This window comes from Streptomyces sp. NPDC004542 (assembly GCF_040610035.1).
Classification (GTDB): domain Bacteria; phylum Actinomycetota; class Actinomycetes; order Streptomycetales; family Streptomycetaceae; genus Streptomyces.
Map to the genome: position 1 here is coordinate 118532 of NZ_JBEXLP010000011.1, position 19490 is coordinate 138021.

The following is a 19490-nucleotide window of genomic DNA, read 5'->3' on the forward strand; positions in this document are numbered from 1 at the left end:
GCTGTCCGGGCAGCGCCTCGCGCTTCAGGAGTGCGACAGCTGCCCGGCGCCGCCCCGCCGGCGTATCCGCTCCCGCTCGCGCTCGGCGGCCCGCTCCTCCCGCCGGGCGGCCCGCCGTTCACGGCGCAGCGAACGGGCCGTGCTGCTCGGTACGGAGACCACGCCGTGGCGCTGGTGCCACACCTGGCGGGTCACCCAGATGTCGACCGCCCCCCAGGTCGCCACGACCGTGCTCACCACGCTGCTGATCACCATGGGGAACGCCAGCCACGCCCCGGCCATGGTGCACAGAAAGGCCACCATGGCCTGAATGAGCGTCACGGCGATGAGGAGCACCGCCCTTACGGCCGCCGTCCGCACCGGATCCGGCAGCCGCCGCCGCCGCGCCGGCTCCTCGACCCACAACGGCCGGTAGGCGGGCCGCTCCTGGGCCCGGGCCGACTCCGCACGGCCCGCGACCGGCTTCCTGCCACCCCCGTGCGACCCAATGCCGCGACCGGGCGTCCGGGGGCTGCTCAACCCCTTTGCACGCGGCGCCCCGGCATCCCCGGGGGCCTTGCTCCGCTCCGCCGTGCCCATCACCGTGTCACTCCCCACCGCCGGCACACCGCTCTCTTCGGCGTCCGAAGACACCGACTCCCCAGTGGCTGCCCGGCTTGCGCTGCTTTACGCCGCCCGGTCGCGGGATGCGGCTGCTGAGGCCGATTCCGCACTCATCTCCCGTACGAAGGACGAACGAAGCGTCAGGAAGATTCCCGACGACCGAAGAATTCCGGCCAACCGGTCCGACGGGCCGATCCCGGTCCACTCCCCCTCCTCACATTGATCACGGGGGCAATCTCCCGCAATGCCCGGACAACTCGCCATGACTCGACCCGGTGCGGAAGTTCACCTTCCGGATGCGTCTTCGAGTTAACGGTCAGTCGGTAGTAGGCTCGCGCCGTTTGTTGACGTACATGTGTACCCCCGGCTGGGGGTCAAGGTGGGGGAGGCCATGCGCTTTCGCGGGAAGTCCATCCGCCGGAAGATCGTGGCGCTGCTTCTCGTGCCGCTGGTGTCCCTGACCGTGATCTGGGGCTTCGCCACCGTGCTCACGGGCCGCGAGGTGGCCCAGCTGTTCCACGTCACGGACGTCGTGGAGAAGATCGGTTACCCCACCGAGGACACCGTCCGAGCCCTCCAGCAGGAACGCCGCCAGACCCTCGTCTACCTCGCCGACCCCCGTGCCTCCGACGCGCTCACCGCCCTGCGCCGTACCCGGGCCGCGACCGACGAGACCGTCCGCAAGCTCCGTGGCAACGCCACGAGCTCCGACACCGTCGACGGCATGGACGCCGACGACGGCGAGCACCTCACCGCGGCCCTGGACGCCCTGGGCGGTATCGGCTCCCTGCGCCGCAGCGTCGAGGAGGGCACGGCCGACCGCGTCCACGCCCTGGACCAGTACAACCGCCTCGTCGATCCCTGCTACACCCTGCTGGCCTCCCTGGACGGCATCGACGACGTGGAATCGGACAAGCAGGCCCGCGCCCTCGTCAACGTCACCCGCGCCCGCGAGCTGCTGGCCCGTGAGGACGCCCTGGTCGGCTCTGCTCTGGTGGTCGGCAGGCTCTCCGCCGACGAGACCCGGGAGGTCTCCGACCTCCTGGCCCAGCGCGGCCTCCTGTACGACATCAGCCTGCCGCTGCTGCCGGCGTCGGAACGCGAACGCTACGACCGCTTCTGGAAGAACGCCTCCACGGCCCGGCTGCGCACGGCCGAACAGGACATCACCGCCATCCGCTCGGGAACGCCCCGGGGCGTCTCCGCCAAGATGTGGGACACCGCCGCGGACAACGTGCTCGACGGGCTCCGCACCCTCGACGACCAGGTCGGCGACCGCTACCAGGACCGCGTCCGCCCGGTGGCCGTGGGAGTGATCGTCCAGGCGGCCGTCGCCGGCGTCCTCGGGCTGGTCGCCGTACTGCTCTCCGTCGTCCTGTCCGTGCGCGTCGGCCGCGGCCTCATCCGCGATCTGCGGCAACTGCGCCTCGAGGCGCACGAGGCGTCCGGCGTCCGGCTGCCCAGTGTGATGCGCCGGCTGTCCGCGGGCGAGCACGTCGACGTGGAGACCGAGGTCCCGCGTCTGGAATACGACAAGAACGAGATCGGCGAGGTCGGCCAGGCGCTCAACACCCTGCAGCGCGCCGCCGTCGAGGCCGCCGTCAAGCAGGCCGAACTGCGCGCAGGCATCTCCGAGGTCTTCGTGAACCTTGCCCGGCGCAGCCAGGTGCTGCTGCACAAGCAGCTCACGCTCCTCGACACGATGGAGCGCAGGACCGAGGACACCGACGAACTCGCCGACCTCTTCCGTCTCGATCACCTCACCACCCGCATGCGCCGGCACGCCGAGGGCCTGGTGATCCTCTCCGGCGCCGCTCCCTCGCGGCAGTGGCGCAAGCCCGTGCAGCTCATGGACATCGTCCGTGCCGCCGTCGCCGAGGTCGAGGACTACGAACGCATCGAGGTCCGCCGACTGCCGCGCGTCGCGGTCACCGGCCCGGCCGTCGCCGACCTCACCCACCTGGTGGCCGAGCTGCTGGAGAACGCCACGGTCTTCTCCCCGCCCCACACGGCCGTGCAGGTCCTCGGCGAGCGGGTCGCCAACGGCTTCACGCTGGAGATCCACGACCGGGGCCTCGGCATGGCGGCCGAAGCCCTGCTGGAAGCCAACCTGCGGCTCGCCGAGACACCCGAGTTCGAGCTCTCCGACACCGACCGGCTCGGCCTGTTCGTGGTCAGCCGGCTCGCGCAGCGCCAGAACGTCCGCGTCTCGTTGCAGCCCTCGCCCTACGGAGGCACCACCGCCGTCGTCTTCATCCCCGACGTCCTGCTCACGGACGACGTCCCGGACACCAACGGCATCGGCTTCCGCCTCGACCGGGAGCGGCCCACGAAGGCGGCCGCCCGTCAGGAGAGCCGCGCGTCGGCCCTCACGCAGGCGACCACGCAGCTCCCCGGCCTGCCGGCGGGCCTCCTGGACGGGCCGGTCGAGCTCGAGTCCCCCGTCGACCTGGACGCCTTCGACGGCTTCCCGGGGGCCCTGTCCGACGAGGCGAGCGAACGGGGCGGCCTGTTCCGGCCCCGCCGTTCTCTCGCCGACGTGGACGAGCAGGCCCCGGCCCGGCTGGACGAGCTCCATCAGCAGACCTCCGGCGCGGGAAACCCGCCCGGTGCCGACGACCGCCCGGACGCTCCGGTGCCGCTGCCCCGGCGCCGTACGCCCAAGCTGGTCAGCTCGCACGGACGACCTGTCACCGAACAGCGGTCCCGGCGCGGCGAGGCGGACGGCACCTCCCCCGCGGACGCCGGCCGACGCGGGCCGGAACCGGACGCGAGCCCGGCCCCGCTGCCCACTCGGCGCCGGGTCGAGCCGGCGGAGGGCGGGGCGCTGCCCCGGCGGATCAGCCACCCCGCGAGCGGCACCGGCGAGTCCGGCGCTTCCGCCGAAGGCACGCCCCAGAACACCGGCACCGGAGCACTGCCGAGGCGCGTCCGGCAGGCCAGCCTCGCTCCACAGCTGCGGCAGCAACCCCAACGGCGGTCCCAGCGCCGGGCGGAGGAGCCCGTCGAGCGCGACGCCGACGAGGTCCGCAGCCGGATGGCCTCGCTCCAGCGCGGCTGGCAGCGCGGCCGGGAGGAGAACGCCGCGGGCGACGGGGCCCGGAACGGCACAGCACAAGGAACGACTAAGGGGGACGGTCCATGACCGCACCGAAGGCGACCGGCCACAGCGCGACGAACAACGGGGAGCTGAACTGGCTCCTCGACGAACTGGTCGACCGGGTGGCCAGCATCCGCAAGGCCGTCGTGCTCTCCGGCGACGGCCTTGCCACGGGGGTGTCCAAGGACCTCACCAGAGAGGACAGCGAGCACCTGGCCGCCGTGGCCTCCGGCTTCCACAGTCTCGCCAAGGGCGTCGGCCGTCACTTCGAGGCGGGCAACGTCCGGCAGACGGTCGTGGAACTCGACGACGCCTTCCTGTTCGTCACGGCCGCGGGCGACGGCAGCTGCCTCGCCGTCCTCTCGGACGCCGACTCCGACGTCGGCCAGGTCGCCTACGAGATGACGCTCCTCGTCAAGCGGGTCGGTGTACATCTGGGCACCGCCCCGCGCACCGATCTGCCCGCCGACGGGTAGTGGGATGGCATGAGCCCAGACGGTCAGGGAAGAAGCCACTGGTTCGACGACGAGGCCGGACCGGTCGTCCGCCCCTACGCCATGACGCGCGGCCGCACCACGAGTGCGGCCCAGCACCGCCTCGACCTGATCGCGGTCGTCGTCACGGAACCCCACGTGGACGACCCGGAAGCGGACCAGATGCTGTCCCCGGAGCACGTGGACATCGTCGAACTCTGCCGGGAGGCCCCGCAGTCCGTCGCCGAACTCGCCGCCGAGCTCGACCTGCCCATCGGGGTGGTGCGCGTCCTCATCGGTGACCTCGTGCACGAGGAACTCGTCCACGTCAACCGTCCGGTACCCCCGGCCGAGCTGGTGGACGAGAGTATTCTGCGCGATGTGATCAACGGACTCCGGGCGCTGTGAGCGGCGCGGAAGCGGGGTAGTGACGTGACTGGCTGGCAGTTCTGGGTCGACCGAGGCGGCACCTTCACCGACGTCGTCGCGCGGCGCCCGGACGGCCGGCTGCTCACGGACAAACTGCTGTCCGACAATCCCGCCCGGTACGCCGACGCGGCCGTCGCCGGTGTGCGCACACTCCTCGGCGGCTCCGAGGAGCGCGTCGAGGCGGTCCGTATGGGCACGACGGTCGCCACCAACGCACTCCTGGAACGCGAGGGCGCACGCACCCTCCTGCTCGTCACCCGGGGCTTCGGTGACGCCCTGCGCATCGCCTACCAGAACCGCCCCCACATCTTCGCCCGCCGCATCGAACTGCCGGAGCTGCTGTACGAACGGGTCGTCGAGGTCGACGAGCGCGTCATGGCCGACGGCACCGTCCTGAGCGCACCCGACCCGCAGACGCTCGCGGGCCCGCTCCGGGAGGCGTACGACGACGGGATCCGCGCCGTCGCCGTCGTCTTCATGCACAGCCACCTCCACCCCGCCCACGAACGGGCCGTCGGCGAGCTGGCCGCCCGCGCCGGCTTCCCGCAGATCTCGCTGTCCAGCGAGGTCAGCCCGCTGATGAAACTCGTCCCGCGCGGGGACACCGCCGTCGTCGACGCCTACCTCTCGCCCGTGCTGCGCCGCTACGTCCAGCACGTCGCCGGAGAACTCGAGGGCGTACCGCTGATGTTCATGCAGTCCAACGGCGGGCTCGCCGAGGCCGGGCAGTTCCGCGGCAAGGACGCCATCCTCTCCGGACCCGCCGGCGGCATCGTCGGCATGGCCCGCATGTCCCAGCTGGCCGGTTTCGACCGAGTCATCGGATTCGACATGGGCGGCACCTCCACCGACGTCTCCCACTTCGCCGGCGAATACGAACGCGTCTTCATCACACAGATCGCGGGCGTCCGGCTGCGCGCCCCCATGCTGGACATCCACACCGTCGCCGCCGGGGGCGGCTCGGTCCTGCACTTCGACGGCTCCCGCTACCGCGTGGGACCGGACTCGGCGGGCGCGAACCCGGGACCCGCCTGCTACCGCGGCGGCGGCCCCCTCACCGTCACCGACGCCAACGTCATGCTCGGCCGTATCCAGCCCGCGCACTTCCCGCAGGTCTTCGGCCCCGGCGGGAACCAGCCCCTCGACGCGGAACTCGTGCGTGACCGCTTCACCGCCCTCGCGCGCGAGATCCGCGAGCGGACCGGCGACGACCGCACCCCGGAGCAGGTCGCCGAAGGCTACCTGCAGATCGCCGTGGCCAACATCGCCAACGCCGTGAAACGGATCTCCGTGCAGAAGGGGCACGACGTCACCCGCTACGCCCTCACCACCTTCGGCGGAGCGGGCGGCCAGCACGCGTGCATGGTCGCCGGCTCGCTCGGCATCCGCACCGTGCTCGTGCCGCCCATGGCGGGCGTCCTCTCGGCGCTGGGCATCGGCCTGGCCGACACCACCGCTATGCGGGAGCAGTCCGTCGAGGCGCTCCTGGAGGCCGCCTCCATGCCCCGAGTGCTCGAGACGGCCGACGAACTGGAGGCAGCGGCCCGCGGCGAACTCCTCGCCGAGGACATCCCGGCCGACCGCATCCGGGTCACCCGCCGCGCCCAGCTGCGCTACGACGGCACGGACGCCACCCTCACCGTCGAGCTGACCGAGCCCGACACCATGAGGCAGGCCTTCGAGGAACGTCATCGCGCCACGTACTCCTTCACCCTCGACCGTCCGGTCGTCGTCGAAGCCCTCTCCGTGGAAGCCACCGGCATCACCGAACCCCCCGACCTCTCCGCACTCGCCCCCTACGAGGGCCGTGCCACCGCCCCCGAGACCGTCCGCCTGCACACCGGCGGCGCCTGGCGCGAAGCACCCCTCCACCGCCGCGAGGGCCTTCCCCCCGGCGACACCGTCACCGGCCCCGCGATCATCACCGAGGCAGGCGCGACGACCGTCGTCGACGACGGCTGGCGGGCCACGGCGACCCATGACGGACATCTGGTCGTGGAACGCACGGCCGTCACGCAGAGTTCCGATCTCGACACGAAAGCCGACCCGGTCCTCCTCGAGGTCTTCAACAACCTCTTCATGTCGATCGCCGAGCAGATGGGCGCCCGGCTGGAATCGACGGCCCAGTCCGTCAACATCAAGGAGCGTCTGGACTTCTCCTGCGCCCTGTTCGACCCGGACGGCAATCTGGTGGCCAACGCCCCCCACATCCCCGTTCACCTGGGATCCATGGGCACCAGCGTCAAGGAGGTCATCCGGCGTCGCGGCGAGACCATGCGGCCCGGCGACACGTACGCCGTCAACGACCCTTACCACGGCGGCACCCACCTGCCCGACGTCACCGTGATCACCCCCGTCTTCGACGCGAACGGCACGGCGGGCACGGACGGTGACCGCAAGATCCTCTTCTACGTCGCCTCACGCGGCCACCACGCGGAGATCGGCGGCATCGCACCGGGGTCCATGCCCGCCGACAGCCGCACCATCGAGGAGGAGGGTGTCCTCTTCGACAACTGGCTGCTCGCCGAGGACGGCCGGCTCCGTGAGGAGCAGACCCTGCGCCTGCTCACCGAGGCGCCCCACCCCTCCCGCAACCCACGGACCAACCTCGCCGACCTGCGCGCCCAGATCGCCGCCAATCAGAAGGGCGTCGACGAGGTCGGCCACATGATCGAGGAGTTCGGGCTCGACGTCGTCCAGGCCTACATGCGGCACGTCCAGGACAACGCCGAGGAAGCCGTCCGCCGCGTCATCGACGCCCTCGACGACGGCGAGTACGCCTACGAGACGGACTCGGGCGCGGTCATCCGGGTCCGGGTCCGCGTGGACCGCGACAACCGCCGCGCCACCATCGACTTCACCGGGACGTCCGCCCAGCTCGCCACCAACTTCAACGCCCCGTTCTCCGTGGTCAACGCGGCCGTGCTCTACGTCTTCCGCACCCTGGTCGCCGACGACATCCCGCTCAACGACGGCTGTCTGCGCCCCCTGGACATCATCGTGCCGCCCGGCTCGATGCTCGCCCCCGAACCGCCGGCCGCCGTCGTCGCGGGCAACGTCGAGACCTCCCAGGCCATCACCGGCGCCCTGTACGCGGCGCTGGGCGTGCAGGCCGAAGGGTCCGGGACAATGAACAACGTGACCTTCGGCAACGACCGCCACCAGTACTACGAAACCGTCGCCTCCGGCTCCGGTGCCGGCGACGGCTTCTCCGGGGCGAGTGTCGTGCAGACCCACATGACCAACTCGCGCCTGACCGATCCGGAAGTCCTGGAGTGGCGAATGCCCGTGCTGCTCGAGGAGTTCTCGGTGCGGCGGGGGAGCGGCGGCGCCGGTCGCGGGCGCGGCGGCGACGGCGCGGTACGCCGCATTCGGTTCTGCGAGGCCATGACGGTCTCCACCCTGTCCCAGCACCGCCGGGTCCCGCCGTACGGCATGGCGGGCGGCTGCCCCGGTGCCCTGGGCGCCAACCGGGTGGAACGGGCCGACGGTACGGTGACCGCGCTCGGCGGAAGCGACTGCGCGGACGTCGGCCCCGGCGACGTACTCGTCATCGAAACCCCTGGTGGCGGAGGCTACGGCCCGCCGTCACCCGACCACCACCAAGCAGGAGAAGAAATCGATGACCTTCGGGCGTTCTGAGCGCGGCAAGCCTCCGGTCGAGCCCGTTACGCTCAAGATCCTTGTGGCCGGCGGCTTCGGCGTGGGCAAGACGACCCTCGTCGGCGCGGTGAGCGAGATCAGGCCGCTGCGCACCGAGGAACTGCTCACCGAGGCGGGGCGCCCGGTCGACGACATCAGCGGTGTGGAGGGCAAGCGCACCACCACGGTGGCCATGGACTTCGGCCGCATCACGCTGCGCGAGGATCTGGTGCTGTACCTGTTCGGCACGCCCGGGCAGGAGCGGTTCTGGTTCATGTGGGACGAGCTCTCCGAGGGCGCGCTCGGTGCCGTGGTCCTGGCGGACACCCGCCGCCTCGAGGACTGCTTCGCCGCGGTCGACTACTTCGAACGACGTTCGATTCCCTTCCTCGTCGGCATCAACTGCTTCGAAGGAGCCACTCGTTACCCGGCCGAGACCGTGCGCCAGGCCCTCGACCTCGACGAGGACGTACCGGTCGTGCTGTGCGACGCCCGCGACCGGGAGTCGGTCAAGGAGGTGCTCGTAGGGGTCGTCCAGCACGCGATGGCGTACGCGGCCGGCCGCCGCGAGGCCGTCACCATGTGACGCCCCGTTCTCCCGGCACGCCGACCGGCATCGGCTCTCACCGCAGTGCGACGACCGACGAACCATGACCGAACAGTCCCTGGTTCGCCGTGATCCCCACGCGTGCCCCGGTGACCTGCCGGTCTCCGGCCGTACCCCGTAACTGCCAGGCCAGTTCGCAGACCTGGGCGATCGCCTGGGCCGGCACGGCCTCCCCGAAGGAGGCGAGCCCGCCACTGGCGTTCACCGGGATCCGGCCGCCCAGGGCCGTCGCGCCCTCCCGCAGCAGCTTCGCGCCCTCCCCCTCACCGCACAGCCCCAGATCCTCGTACCACTGCAGCTCCAGGGCGGTGGACAGGTCGTACACCTCGGCCAGGGACAGGTCCTCCGGACCGATGCCCGCCTCCTCGTACGCCGCGCGGATGATCGACGCCCGGAACGTCACGTCCGGGGGATCGACCGCGGCCGCGGAGTCCGTGGCGATGTCCGGCAGGTCCAGCACGGTGTTCGGATAGCGCGGCGTCACCGTGGACACCGCCCGGATCCGCACCGGCGCGGCCACGCCGTGCCGGCGCGCGAAGTCCGTGCTGGACAGCACCAGCGCCGCGCCGCCGTCGGAGGTGGCGCAGATGTCGAGCAGCCTGAGCGGATCGGCGACCACCGCGGAGCCGGCCACCTCCTCGGCGGTGACCCGCTTGCGGTAACGCGCGTAGGGGTTCAGCGCGCCCAGCGCCGCGTTCTTCACCTTGACCAGTGCGAAGTCCTCCGGGGTGTCGCCGTGCACCGCCATCCGCCGGCGCGCGTACAGCCCGAAGTACGCCGGGTTCGTCGCCCCGAGCAGGCGGAACCGCAGCCAGTCCGGATCGTCGGGCCGGTCTCCACCACCGGGCCGGAAGAAACCCTTGGGGGCCGCGTCGGCGCCCACCACGAGCACCGGGTCGGCGAGCCCCGCGAGGATCTGGGCCCGCGCCGTGGCGACCGCCTGAGCCCCGGAGGCACACGCTGCGTACACGCTGGTCACCCGGGCCCCCTGCCAGCCCAGCGCCTTGGCGAACGAAGCGCCCGCGACATACCCCGGATACCCCCCGCGTACCGTGTCGGCGCCCACGACGGAGCGGATGTCGCGCCAGTCGAGGCCCGCGTCCGCGAGCGCCGCACGGGCCGCGGCCGCCCCGTACTCGACGAAGCCGCGGCCCCACTTGCCCCAGGGGTGCATGCCCACGCCGAGCACCGCCACGTCCGCTGTCACGCCGTCACCTCCGTCGGCCTCCAGCGCCACGTCGTCCAGGTCGTCTCCGCGTCCTCGAACAGCACTCCGGGCACGACCTCCACCTCCATGCCCACCGTCAGATCGGAGACGGTGATCCCGGGGACGGCCTGTCCCAGCACCACGATCCGCTCGGACTCCAGCTCCACCGCGATCAACGTGTACGGCTCCCACGGAAGTTCCGGATCGCTCACATAGGGTGACGGCGGGCGGTACCGGCCGTCGGTGTACGACCAGATCCGTCCCCGCCGCGACAGCGTGATCTCCTCGAGGTCGCCGCCGGGACACCGGGGGTTGCGGCAGTGAGTGTCCTCGCGGGGGAAGAAGACCGACGCACAGGCGGAGCATCGCGTGCCGAGGAGCCGGAAGCCGTCTCCCTCCCCGGTGAACCAGCCGACGACCGCAGGCATCCTGGTCCGCGACAAAGCCCCTCCCCGATCCGATCTGACGGAACGTCAGGAGTGTGCCACGGGCGAGCCGAAATGGGCAGGCCGTACGCAGAACCGCACAGCCCCTTTCGGCGTCGTGGTATCGGGAAGGGAGGCCGGGGCCGACGGGGGTGGTTCCGGCCCCCTTCCACCTGTTTTGCGCCGAGCATGCCGCCGGCTTCCGGAAGACGCCCCTCCTGTGATCGGATACAGTCCGCGCGTGTCCGAAATTCAGCACTCAACCGTCAACTCCGTACCGAACTCGCATTGTTCGAGCTGCGGAGCGCCCTACGGAGAGGGAGTCTCCGGCTGGCCCCGCACCTGTCCGTCCTGCGGGAACGTCGCCTACCGCAATCCACTGCCGGTCGCGGTCGCCCTCCAGCCCGTGTATGACACACAGGGCACCGCCCTGGTCGTCGTCACCCGAACCGTCGCACCCGCGCGCGGAGGCACGGCGCTGCCGGGCGGCTACATCGACGACTGCGAGGACTGGCGCAACGCCGTCGTCCGCGAACTCAAGGAGGAGACGGGGATCGACGCGGCCGCCCGCGACGTCCGCCTGATCGACGCCATGAGCTCGCCCGACGGACACCTGCTGCTCTTCGGCCTCCTGCCGGAACGCCCCGCCGACGGACTGCCGCAGCCCGCCGCGACGGACGAGACGGAGGGCTGGCACCTGCTGCGCAGGCCGGAGGAACTCGCCTTCCCGCTGCACACCGTGGCCGCACGGGCGTGGTTCGACGGCCGCTACATCTGAGCCGGCCTCACCCGAGCCCGCGTACGCGCACCGGGCAGGGCGGCTCGTCGGCGCCGTCCTGCCCCTCCCGCACGACCACCAGCCGCCGGCCCTCCCAACGGGCGACGTACTGCTCGATCTCCGGCTCGTCCCACCCGTCGCCCGCGTCCGGCACGACCAGCCCGGACCCGGTGCGGCCCCGACCGGGCGCCCACACCTCGAGCTCCAGCCCGCCGTCGTCACCCCGCACGGGAAGGACCGCCCCCGCGCGCGCGAGCACCGGGATCCGTGACCGGGGCGCGTCGACCGTCACCCGCGCCGGACCCTCGTACACCTGCTCCGTCGCCGTGTCGTACCAGCGTCCCGCCGGCAACTGCACCGCACGCCGCTCCGCACCCTGCTCCAGCACCGGCGCGACGAGGAGACAGTCGCCCAGCAGGAAGGCGTCCTCACAGTCGCGCAAGACCCGGTCCTCCGGCGCAGTCCACCACAAGGGCCGCACATAGGGCGCGCCGGTACGCCGGGCCAGATGCGCCAGCGTCATGAAGTACGGCAGCAGACGCCGGCGCTCCAGAAGCGCCCCGCGTGCGTGCTCCAGCACCTCGGCACCGAACTCCCACGGTTCCCTGCGCCCCGCGCGCGGACTCGCGTGCGTGCGGAACAGCGGAAGATACGCACCCAGCTGGAACCACCTCAGATACAACTCGGGTGAGGGACTCCCGTCGAACCCGCCCACATCGGGTCCCGAATACGGCACCCCGCACAGGCCGAGCCCCAGGACCAGTGACAACGAGGCACGCAACCCCGGCCAGCCCGTGGCGACGTCACCGGACCACGTACCGCCGTAGCGCTGGACACCGGCCCACCCGGAGCGGGAGAAAATGAACGGCCGCTGCCGGGGCGTCAGTTCGCGCAGACCCTCGTAACCCGCCCTGGCCATGCACAGCGCGTACACGTTGTGCGCCTCCTGGTGATCCCCACCACGCCCCTCCAGGGAGTGCCGGGCCGAACGCGGCAGGGTGGACTCGCCGAAGGCGTTGAAGGACGTCGGTTCGTTCATGTCGTGCCAAAACCCGGCGAATCCCTGCGCGAGCCGCTCCTCGTACAGCCCGCCCCACCACTTCCGCACCCGCGTGTGCGTGAAGTCCGGATAGACCGAGTCCCCGGCCCACACCACGCCCCGCACCGCCCGCCCCGACGCATCCCGCACGAAGGCGTCCACGGCCGCCCCACTGTCGTACACGGCATTGCCCGCCGCCGCCTTCACCGCCGGATCGACGATCGACACCAGCCGGATCCCGTCCCGGCGCAGTTCCTCCGCGAGCACCGGCAGCTTCGGGAAGCGCTCCTGGTCGACGGTGAACACCTGGTGCGCGTCGTAATGATCGATGTCCAGATGGACGGCGTCCAGCGGCAGACCACGTTCCTGGTAACCCGCGACGATCCGGCGCACCTCCTGCTCACTGCCGAACCCCCAGCGGGCGTGATGGTGCCCCAGCGCCCACGCCGGCGGCAACGCGGGTGCGCCGGTCAGCGAGGCCCAGGTGTGCAGTACGCGCGCCGGGGTGCCCGCCATCACCCAGCAGCGCAACGGGCCACCGTCCATCCGCAGCTCGCACCTGCCCGCGCGATCGTGACCGGAACCGGCCCCCTCCTCACCCTCGCGCAGCGTCACCGTCCCGTCCCACGACGTGTCGTGGAAGACCAGATGCGTGGCCGCGTCCGACACCACGAGCTGAACCGGCATGGTGAGGTACAGCGGATCGTCACCCGGGGCGAAGGCGCGGCCGGGATCGGTGTTCCACAGCCGGTACGTCCCGTCCCGCAGCCGCGGCCCGGACGCCCGGCCCCCGAGCCCGAAGAAGCGCGCGTCGGCCGCCACCTCCGACCGCTGCATCCAGCGTGCCGTGCCCCCGCCCACCGGCTCCCACCACCGTGGCGGCAGATCCCGGCGCAGCATCACACCACCGGGCGTGCACACCTCGACCGCGCCGTGCCGGGACACGGAGACCGTCACGCGCTCCGCCACGACCCGCCAGCCCCCGTCCTTGTCCGGTTCCAGCACGGCACGGGGATCCGGATCCGGACAGCGCGCCGCGAGCGCGTACGACGGCTCGGGCCCAGCCCCGTCCCAGCCCCAGAAGACAGCACCGTTCACCGCCACCGTGATCCGCAGCTCGGACCGGTTGAAGCGGATGACACCACCACCGGGCCCGGGCTCCGCACCCCGCACCGGGCCGGGCACCCGCGCACGCTCGGCCCCCCGTGACGGCAGCCCGACGGCGTCGGAACGCCTCCTGCGCCACGCCGCCCGTACGGTACGCAGCCCCTGCGCCGCCCCCGTCGAGCTCACCACCTTCACCGAACGCACCAGGTCACGACCGTCCATGCTGCTCAGCCTGCCATTGACCGCCCCACGCGCGTGTGTCGTTCAACTGCCGTTCACCCGTGCTGGGAGCACATCTTCACGACACGGACTGTGTGGGGCACACCCTGGTGCGGAAGTCGATCACATGGCATCGTCCGTGTCAGCCGCGTACGCGCACACCCAGCCCGTGCGCGACCGACGCCCACGAAGCGCACAGTCCGGGAGCCGCCCCATGTCGACCGCGAACCCCCAGCCGCTCTGGCAGCCGGATCCGGAACGGATCGCCCGAGCCCGGATCACCCAGTTCCAGGCCTGGGCGGCCGAGCAGCACGGCGCCCCGGCCGAGGGCGGCTACCCCGCACTGCACCGCTGGTCCGTCGACCACCTCGAGACCTTCTGGAAAGCCGTCACCGAGTGGTTCGACGTACGGTTCTCCACGCCCTGCGCGCGCGTGCTCGGCGACCGCTCGATGCCCGGCGCGCGATGGTTCCCCGGGGCGACACTGAACTACGCCGAACACGCCCTGCGCGCCGCCGCGGACCGCCCGGACCGACCAGCGCTCCTGTACGTCGACGAAACCCACGAACCCCGCCCGGTGACCTGGTCCGAGCTGCGCCGCCAGGTCGGCTCCCTGGCCGACGAGCTGCGCGCCCTCGGCGTTCGCCCCGGAGACCGGGTCAGTGGCTACCTCCCGAACATCACGCAGGCCGTCGTCGCCCTGCTCGCCACGGCCGCCGTGGGCGCGGTGTGGACCTCCTGCGCGCCCGACTTCGGCGCCCGCAGCGTCCTCGACCGCTTCCAGCAGGTGGAACCCGTCGTCCTGTTCACCGTCGACGGCTACCGATACGGCGGTAAGGAGCACGACCGGCGGGAGATCGTCGCCGAGCTGCGGCGCGAGCTGCCCACCCTGCGCGCCGTCGTCCACATCCCGCTGCTCGGCACCGAAGCGCCCGAGGGAGCCGTGGAGTGGTCGGCCCTGACCTCGGCCGACGTGGAACCCGTCTTCGAGCAGGTCCCGTTCGACCACCCCCTCTGGGTCCTCTACTCCTCCGGCACGACCGGCCTGCCCAAGGCCATCGTCCAGTCCCAGGGCGGCATCCTGGTCGAGCACCTCAAGCAGCTGGGCCTGCACTGCGACCTCGGCCCTGAGGACCGCTTCTTCTGGTACACCTCGACCGGCTGGATGATGTGGAACTTCCTCGTCTCCGGCCTCCTCACCGGCACGACCGTCGTCCTGTACGACGGCAGCCCCGGCTATCCGGACACGGGCGCCCAGTGGCGGGTCGCCGAACGTACCGGCGCGACCCTGTACGGCACCTCCGCCGCGTACGTCATGGCCTGCCGCAAGGCGGGCGTCCACCCGTCCCGCGACTTCGACCTCTCCCGGGTCCAGTGCGTGGCCACCACCGGCTCGCCCCTGCCCCCCGACGGTTTCCGCTGGCTGCACGACGAGGTCCGCGACGACCTGTGGATCGCCTCGGTCAGCGGCGGCACGGACGTGTGCTCCTGCTTCGCCGGTGCCGTACCCACCCTGCCCGTGTACACCGGCGAACTCCAGGCACCCGGCCTGGGCACCGATCTGCAGGCCTGGGACCCGGCCGGAAAGCCCCTCGTCGACGAGGTGGGCGAACTCGTGGTCACCAACCCCATGCCGTCGATGCCGATCCGCTTCTGGAACGACCCCGACGGCAGCCGCTACCGCGGCAGCTACTTCGACACCTACCCCGGCGTGTGGCGCCACGGCGACTGGATCACCGTCACCTCGCGGGGCTCCGTCGTCGTCCACGGCCGCTCCGACTCCACCCTCAACCGGCAGGGCGTCCGCATGGGCTCGGCCGACATCTACGAGGTCGTCGAACGCCTCCCGGAGATCAAGGAATCCCTGGTCATCGGCGTCGAGCAGCCGGACGGCGGCTACTGGATGCCCCTGTTCGTGCATCTGGCGCCCGGAGCGGTCCTCGACGAGGCCCTCCTCAACCGCATCAAGCAGGCCATCCGCGAACAGCTCTCGCCGCGCCACGTCCCCGACGAGATCATCGAGGTGCCCGGCGTACCGCACACGCTCACCGGAAAGCGCATCGAGGTCCCGGTCAAGCGCCTCCTGCAGGGCACCCCCCTGGACAAGGCCGTCAACCCGGGCTCCATCGACGACCTCGCCCTCCTCGGCTTCTACGAGGAACTGGCTCGCAAACGGGCCTGACACCCGGCGAGGGTCCCCCGCCGCCCCTCGTGCGCAGCCGGATTGTCAGTGCCACCGGTTACGGTGAGTGAGCATTGATCCACTGCGCACAGGGGGACATCATGGCGCACACCACCGACCACCAGACCCTGCGACGCGTCCTGCGGCGCGAGATCGCCGGCATCATCGGCCTGCTCACCGACGAGCACGACTTCCGCGCCATGCGGCGCTACCGCAGCTTCACCTTCGAGGACCACACCACCTACCTGGAACAGGTGGAAGCCCTCCTCAGGACCCGCGCCTCGCAGGGCAGCCACACCACGGTCGCCCTCTTCGACCCCGAGGAATACGCCGAATACTGCGCGGAGACCGGCCTCGACCCGGACCACCCGTCGAGCCGCACCCGCTTCACCGCCGAACTCGCGGCCACGGGCCCCACCGTCCCCTATGACGGCCAGGCACTCACCGACCTCGTACCCGATCTCATCGACGAGGCCGTCCGACAGGCCACACGGGACTACGCGGCCACCTTGCTGGCCGGCCTGGGACCCTGTCCCACCTGCGGTGAGGACATCGGCCGCGCCGCCTTCGCGCACGCCTCCCACCTGCTCGCCCGCATCCTCGACACCGCCCCGCCAGGCGACCGGCATCTCGTCTGCAGCGTCTCGGGAACACCCGAAGCACTCGTCTGCGTCCTCCACGCCGACGACGACAGCGACGGCAGCATCCACCTGGACGAGGCCGAGCTCCTCGAATTCACCACCGTCCTCGCCGTCGGCATCGCCACCCGCAGTCCCGGCGGGCTCGTCATGCGCGCCGGCACCCCGGGCGGGACCGACCGCATCCACGGCTGGCGCCTGTGCGGAGACGGCCTGCAGCCGCTGACCGCGGGAGAGGTCTTCGACGCCTACTGCACCGACATCGAGACCGGCGACCTCATCTCCCCGGAATCCGGCGTCGACTACTGCGAGGCCCCCGACCTGGGAGAGGAGGGAACGGCGACGGAGCAGCGCCACTGAACGCACCGGGGGCGCTCCACCCGCAGGCGGAGCGCCCCTCAGGACAGCCGGAGACGTGCCGGGCTCCGGTCTACTCGCCGGACAGCACCGCCTGGGCGGCACTGCGCGCCTCCGCGGCGCTGTCCGCCGCGCGTGCGGCAGCCGCCGCACGTTCGCACTGCGCCAGCGTGTACTTGGCCAGCGTCGCCCGTACATAGGGAATCGACGCCGCCCCCATGGACAGGGAGGTGACACCCAGACCCGTCAGCACACAGGCCAGCAGCGGGTCCGACGCCGCCTCGCCGCAGACGCCACAGCTCTTGCCCTCGGCCCTGGCCGCCTCCGCGGACAGCGCGACCAGGTCGAGCAGAGCGGGCTGCCAGGGATCCTGCAGGTGGGACACCGCCCCCACCTGACGGTCAGCGGCGAAGGTGTATTGCGCGAGGTCATTGGTACCCAGGGACAGGAACTCGACCTCCTGAAGGACCGAGCGAGCCCGCAGGGCGGCCGACGGGATCTCCACCATCGCGCCGAACTTCGCCCGCAGCCCGGCCTCCCGGCACGCGTCCGCGAACGCCTTGGCATCCGCACGGTCGGCCACCATCGGGGCCATGACCTCGAGGTAGACCGGCAGGCCCTCGGCCGCCTTCGCCAGCGCCGTCAGCTGCGTGCGCAGGATCTCCGGATGGTCCAGCAGCGTCCGCAGGCCCCGCACGCCCAGCGCCGGGTTGGGCTCGTCCGCCGGCGTCAGGAAGTCCAGCGGCTTGTCGGCCCCCGCGTCCAGGACACGGACCACGACACGGCCCTCGGGGAACGCCTCCAGGACCTGCCGGTAGGCCTCGATCTGCTTCTGCTCGGAGGGAGCGTTCTTGCTGTCGTCCAGGAAGAGGAACTCGGTACGGAACAGACCGACACCCTCCGCCCCCGCCGCCACGGCGGCCGGAACGTCGGCCGGGCCGCCGACATTGGCCAGCAGAGGAACCTTGTGCCCGTCAGCGGTGGCGCCCGGCCCGGTGGAAGCCGCCAGCGCGGCCTTGCGCTCCGCGGCCGAGGCTTCCAACTGCGCCCTCTTCTTCTCGCTCGGGTTCACGAAGATGTCCCCGGTGCTGCCGTCGACCGCGATCAGCGTGCCTTCGGCGAGCTCACCGGCACCCGGCAGCGCCACCACGGCCGGAACCCCGAGCGCCCGCGCCAGGATCGCACTGTGGCTGGTCGGACCGCCCTCCTCGGTGACGAAGCCGAGCACCAGCGTCGGGTCCAGCAGTGCGGTGTCGGCAGGCGCCAGATCACGGGCGACCAGCACATACGGCTCGTCACTGTCCGGGACACCCGGCATGGGCACGCCCAGCAGCCGGGCGACTATACGGTTGCGCACGTCGTCGAGGTCGGCCACGCGCCCGGCGAGGTACTCACCGGCGCCGGCCAGCAGTTCGCGATAGGCGGCGAACGCGTCGTAGACGGCACGCTCGGCTGTGCTCCCGACGGCGATGCGCCGTTCCACGTCCGCCATGAGCTCGGGGTCCTGGGCCATCATGGCCTGCGCCTCGAGCACCGCCTGGGCCTCGCCACCCGCCAGATTGCCGCGCGCCATCAAATCGGCGGCCACAGCATCCACGGCCTGCCGGGCACGCCCCTGTTCGCGCTCCGCTTCCTCCGCCGGGATCTGCTTGGCGGGCGGTTCCAGCACCGCCGTTCCCATGTGCCGAACCTCGCCGATCGCCACACCGTGGCTCACGCCGACGCCTCGCAGCTTTGTCTCCATCTCACCCGTCTCCGTTGGTGCGGCGGGTCTCTCCGCCGCAGTGGTTGTTCTGTTTCACCGTCTCCAGGACGGCATGGACGTCACTGCCAGAGGAAGAGACTGTCCCCGGCCTTCACATCACCGTCGTCACGGAGGTCGGAGAGGGACTCGGCCGTGGCCTCGAGTGCCACGACGGGGCACACGGCGGACTTGCCGGCGGCCTCGACGGCAGCCGGGTTCCAGCGCACGACGGCCTGCCCACGGCCCACCTTGTCGCCCTTGTTGACGAGCAACTCGAAGCCTTCGCCATTGAGCTGCACCGTGTCGATGCCGAGGTGGATGAGGACACCGTGCCCCTGGTCGTCGACGACCACGAACGCGTGCGGGTGGAGAGAGACGATGACGCCGTCGACGGGCGAAACGGCCTCGGAAGGCTCGCGCACGGGATCGATGGCGGTACCCGGGCCGACCATCGCCCCGGAGAAGACCGGGTCCGGCACAGCCGCCAGTCCGATGGCACGTCCGGCGAGAGGGGACGTCACGGTGGTCATGGGAAGCCTCCCAGGGGTGGAGATCAAATGGGCCGTCACTGCCTGTCCCGGACGACGCACTGGCAGCAGCGTATGTCATGGGAAGTGACGGTTCCGTATGGAAGTTACTGGCTAGAGGTCTAGACCACAAGCCCCAGAGATTTGCACCCTCTTCCAGGCCCCGTGTACAGTCGTAACCCTGCTCGACGCCGGGCGACGCGATCAAGCGTCCTGGCTCGGCAGCAACCAACTTGTCAGATCCTATCTCCGGGTCGCTCCTGCATGTCTGCAGGTAGGCGGTCAGGGAGACGGAAAAAGACTGATAGAGTTGGAAACACCGAAGGGAAGCGCCCGGAGGAAAGCCGCGAGAGAGTCTCTCGGGTGAGTACAAAGGAAGCGACCGTTCCTTGAGAACTCAACAGCGTGCCAAA

General features: G+C 71.3%; 14 protein-coding genes. 8 read left to right on the plus strand and 6 right to left on the minus strand.

All coding sequences use genetic code 11. The features are described from left to right. Positions 1-24 precede the first annotated feature (24 nt). Positions 25-579: a hypothetical protein gene (locus ABZX30_RS09730; protein WP_355931061.1), complete on the minus strand. Its 555-nt coding sequence runs from the start codon at positions 577-579 to the stop codon at positions 25-27. A 415-nt stretch (positions 580-994) separates the two neighbouring features. Between ABZX30_RS09730 and ABZX30_RS09735 the strand changes: the two genes are divergently transcribed. Genes ABZX30_RS09735 through ABZX30_RS09755 form a run of 5 tightly spaced genes read left to right on the plus strand, consistent with a single transcriptional unit; the run spans position 995 to position 8833 of the window. After that, positions 995-3748, plus strand: a complete 2754-nt coding sequence (locus tag ABZX30_RS09735; protein WP_355931028.1) for a nitrate- and nitrite sensing domain-containing protein — start codon at positions 995-997, stop codon at positions 3746-3748. After that, positions 3745-4179: a roadblock/LC7 domain-containing protein gene (locus ABZX30_RS09740; RefSeq protein ID WP_355931030.1), complete on the plus strand. Its 435-nt coding sequence runs from the start codon at positions 3745-3747 to the stop codon at positions 4177-4179. The genes ABZX30_RS09735 and ABZX30_RS09740 overlap by 4 nt, the downstream gene beginning before the upstream one ends. Positions 4180-4188: 9 nt before the next feature. Next, positions 4189-4584, plus strand: coding sequence for a DUF742 domain-containing protein (locus ABZX30_RS09745; RefSeq protein ID WP_355931033.1), 396 nt, complete (start codon positions 4189-4191; stop codon positions 4582-4584). A gap of 24 nt (positions 4585-4608) precedes the next feature. Then, on the plus strand, positions 4609-8247 hold the full coding sequence (locus ABZX30_RS09750) for a hydantoinase B/oxoprolinase family protein (RefSeq protein ID WP_355931035.1): 3639 nt from the start codon (positions 4609-4611) through the stop codon (positions 8245-8247). Then, positions 8228-8833, plus strand: coding sequence for an ATP/GTP-binding protein (locus ABZX30_RS09755; protein ID WP_355931038.1), 606 nt, complete (start codon positions 8228-8230; stop codon positions 8831-8833). Before ABZX30_RS09750 ends, ABZX30_RS09755 begins: the two co-directional genes overlap by 20 nt. A gap of 37 nt (positions 8834-8870) precedes the next feature. Here the strand turns inward: ABZX30_RS09755 and ABZX30_RS09760 are convergent, their stop codons facing one another. Together ABZX30_RS09760 and ABZX30_RS09765 are read right to left on the minus strand one after the other, a co-directional pair. Continuing rightward, a complete protein-coding gene (locus ABZX30_RS09760) occupies positions 8871-10061 on the minus strand; it encodes a lipid-transfer protein (RefSeq protein ID WP_355931041.1) in 1191 nt (396 codons plus the stop codon). Then, a complete protein-coding gene (locus ABZX30_RS09765) occupies positions 10058-10489 on the minus strand; it encodes a zinc ribbon domain-containing protein (protein WP_355931044.1) in 432 nt (143 codons plus the stop codon). The genes ABZX30_RS09760 and ABZX30_RS09765 overlap by 4 nt, the downstream gene beginning before the upstream one ends. A 238-nt stretch (positions 10490-10727) precedes the next feature. On the opposite strand from ABZX30_RS09765, the gene ABZX30_RS09770 reads away from it, so the two are divergent. Then, a complete protein-coding gene (locus tag ABZX30_RS09770) occupies positions 10728-11264 on the plus strand; it encodes an NUDIX domain-containing protein (RefSeq protein WP_355931046.1) in 537 nt (178 codons plus the stop codon). A gap of 7 nt (positions 11265-11271) precedes the next feature. Here the strand turns inward: ABZX30_RS09770 and ABZX30_RS09775 are convergent, their stop codons facing one another. After that, the gene (locus ABZX30_RS09775) at positions 11272-13632 is read right to left on the minus strand and encodes a glycoside hydrolase family 31 protein (RefSeq protein WP_355931048.1); all 2361 of its coding nucleotides are present in this window, start codon (positions 13630-13632) and stop codon (positions 11272-11274) included. Positions 13633-13843: 211 nt separating this feature from the next. Here ABZX30_RS09775 and ABZX30_RS09780 point away from each other — a divergent pair, with 211 nt between their 5' ends. Further along, complete coding sequence (locus ABZX30_RS09780; protein WP_355931051.1) at positions 13844-15811, plus strand: acetoacetate--CoA ligase; 1968 nt, start codon at positions 13844-13846, stop codon at positions 15809-15811. Between the two features lie 101 nt (positions 15812-15912). After that, on the plus strand, positions 15913-16809 hold the full coding sequence (locus ABZX30_RS09785; RefSeq protein ID WP_355931053.1) for a hypothetical protein: 897 nt from the start codon (positions 15913-15915) through the stop codon (positions 16807-16809). Between the two features lie 70 nt (positions 16810-16879). Here the strand turns inward: ABZX30_RS09785 and ptsP are convergent, their stop codons facing one another. Beyond that, positions 16880-18550 (minus strand): phosphoenolpyruvate--protein phosphotransferase, encoded by a 1671-nt coding sequence (ptsP, locus tag ABZX30_RS09790; RefSeq protein WP_355931054.1) that lies wholly within the window; start codon positions 18548-18550, stop codon positions 16880-16882. Positions 18551-18630: 80 nt separating this feature from the next. Then, positions 18631-19080: a PTS glucose transporter subunit IIA gene (locus ABZX30_RS09795; RefSeq protein ID WP_355931055.1), complete on the minus strand. Its 450-nt coding sequence runs from the start codon at positions 19078-19080 to the stop codon at positions 18631-18633. Positions 19081-19490 lie beyond the last annotated feature (410 nt).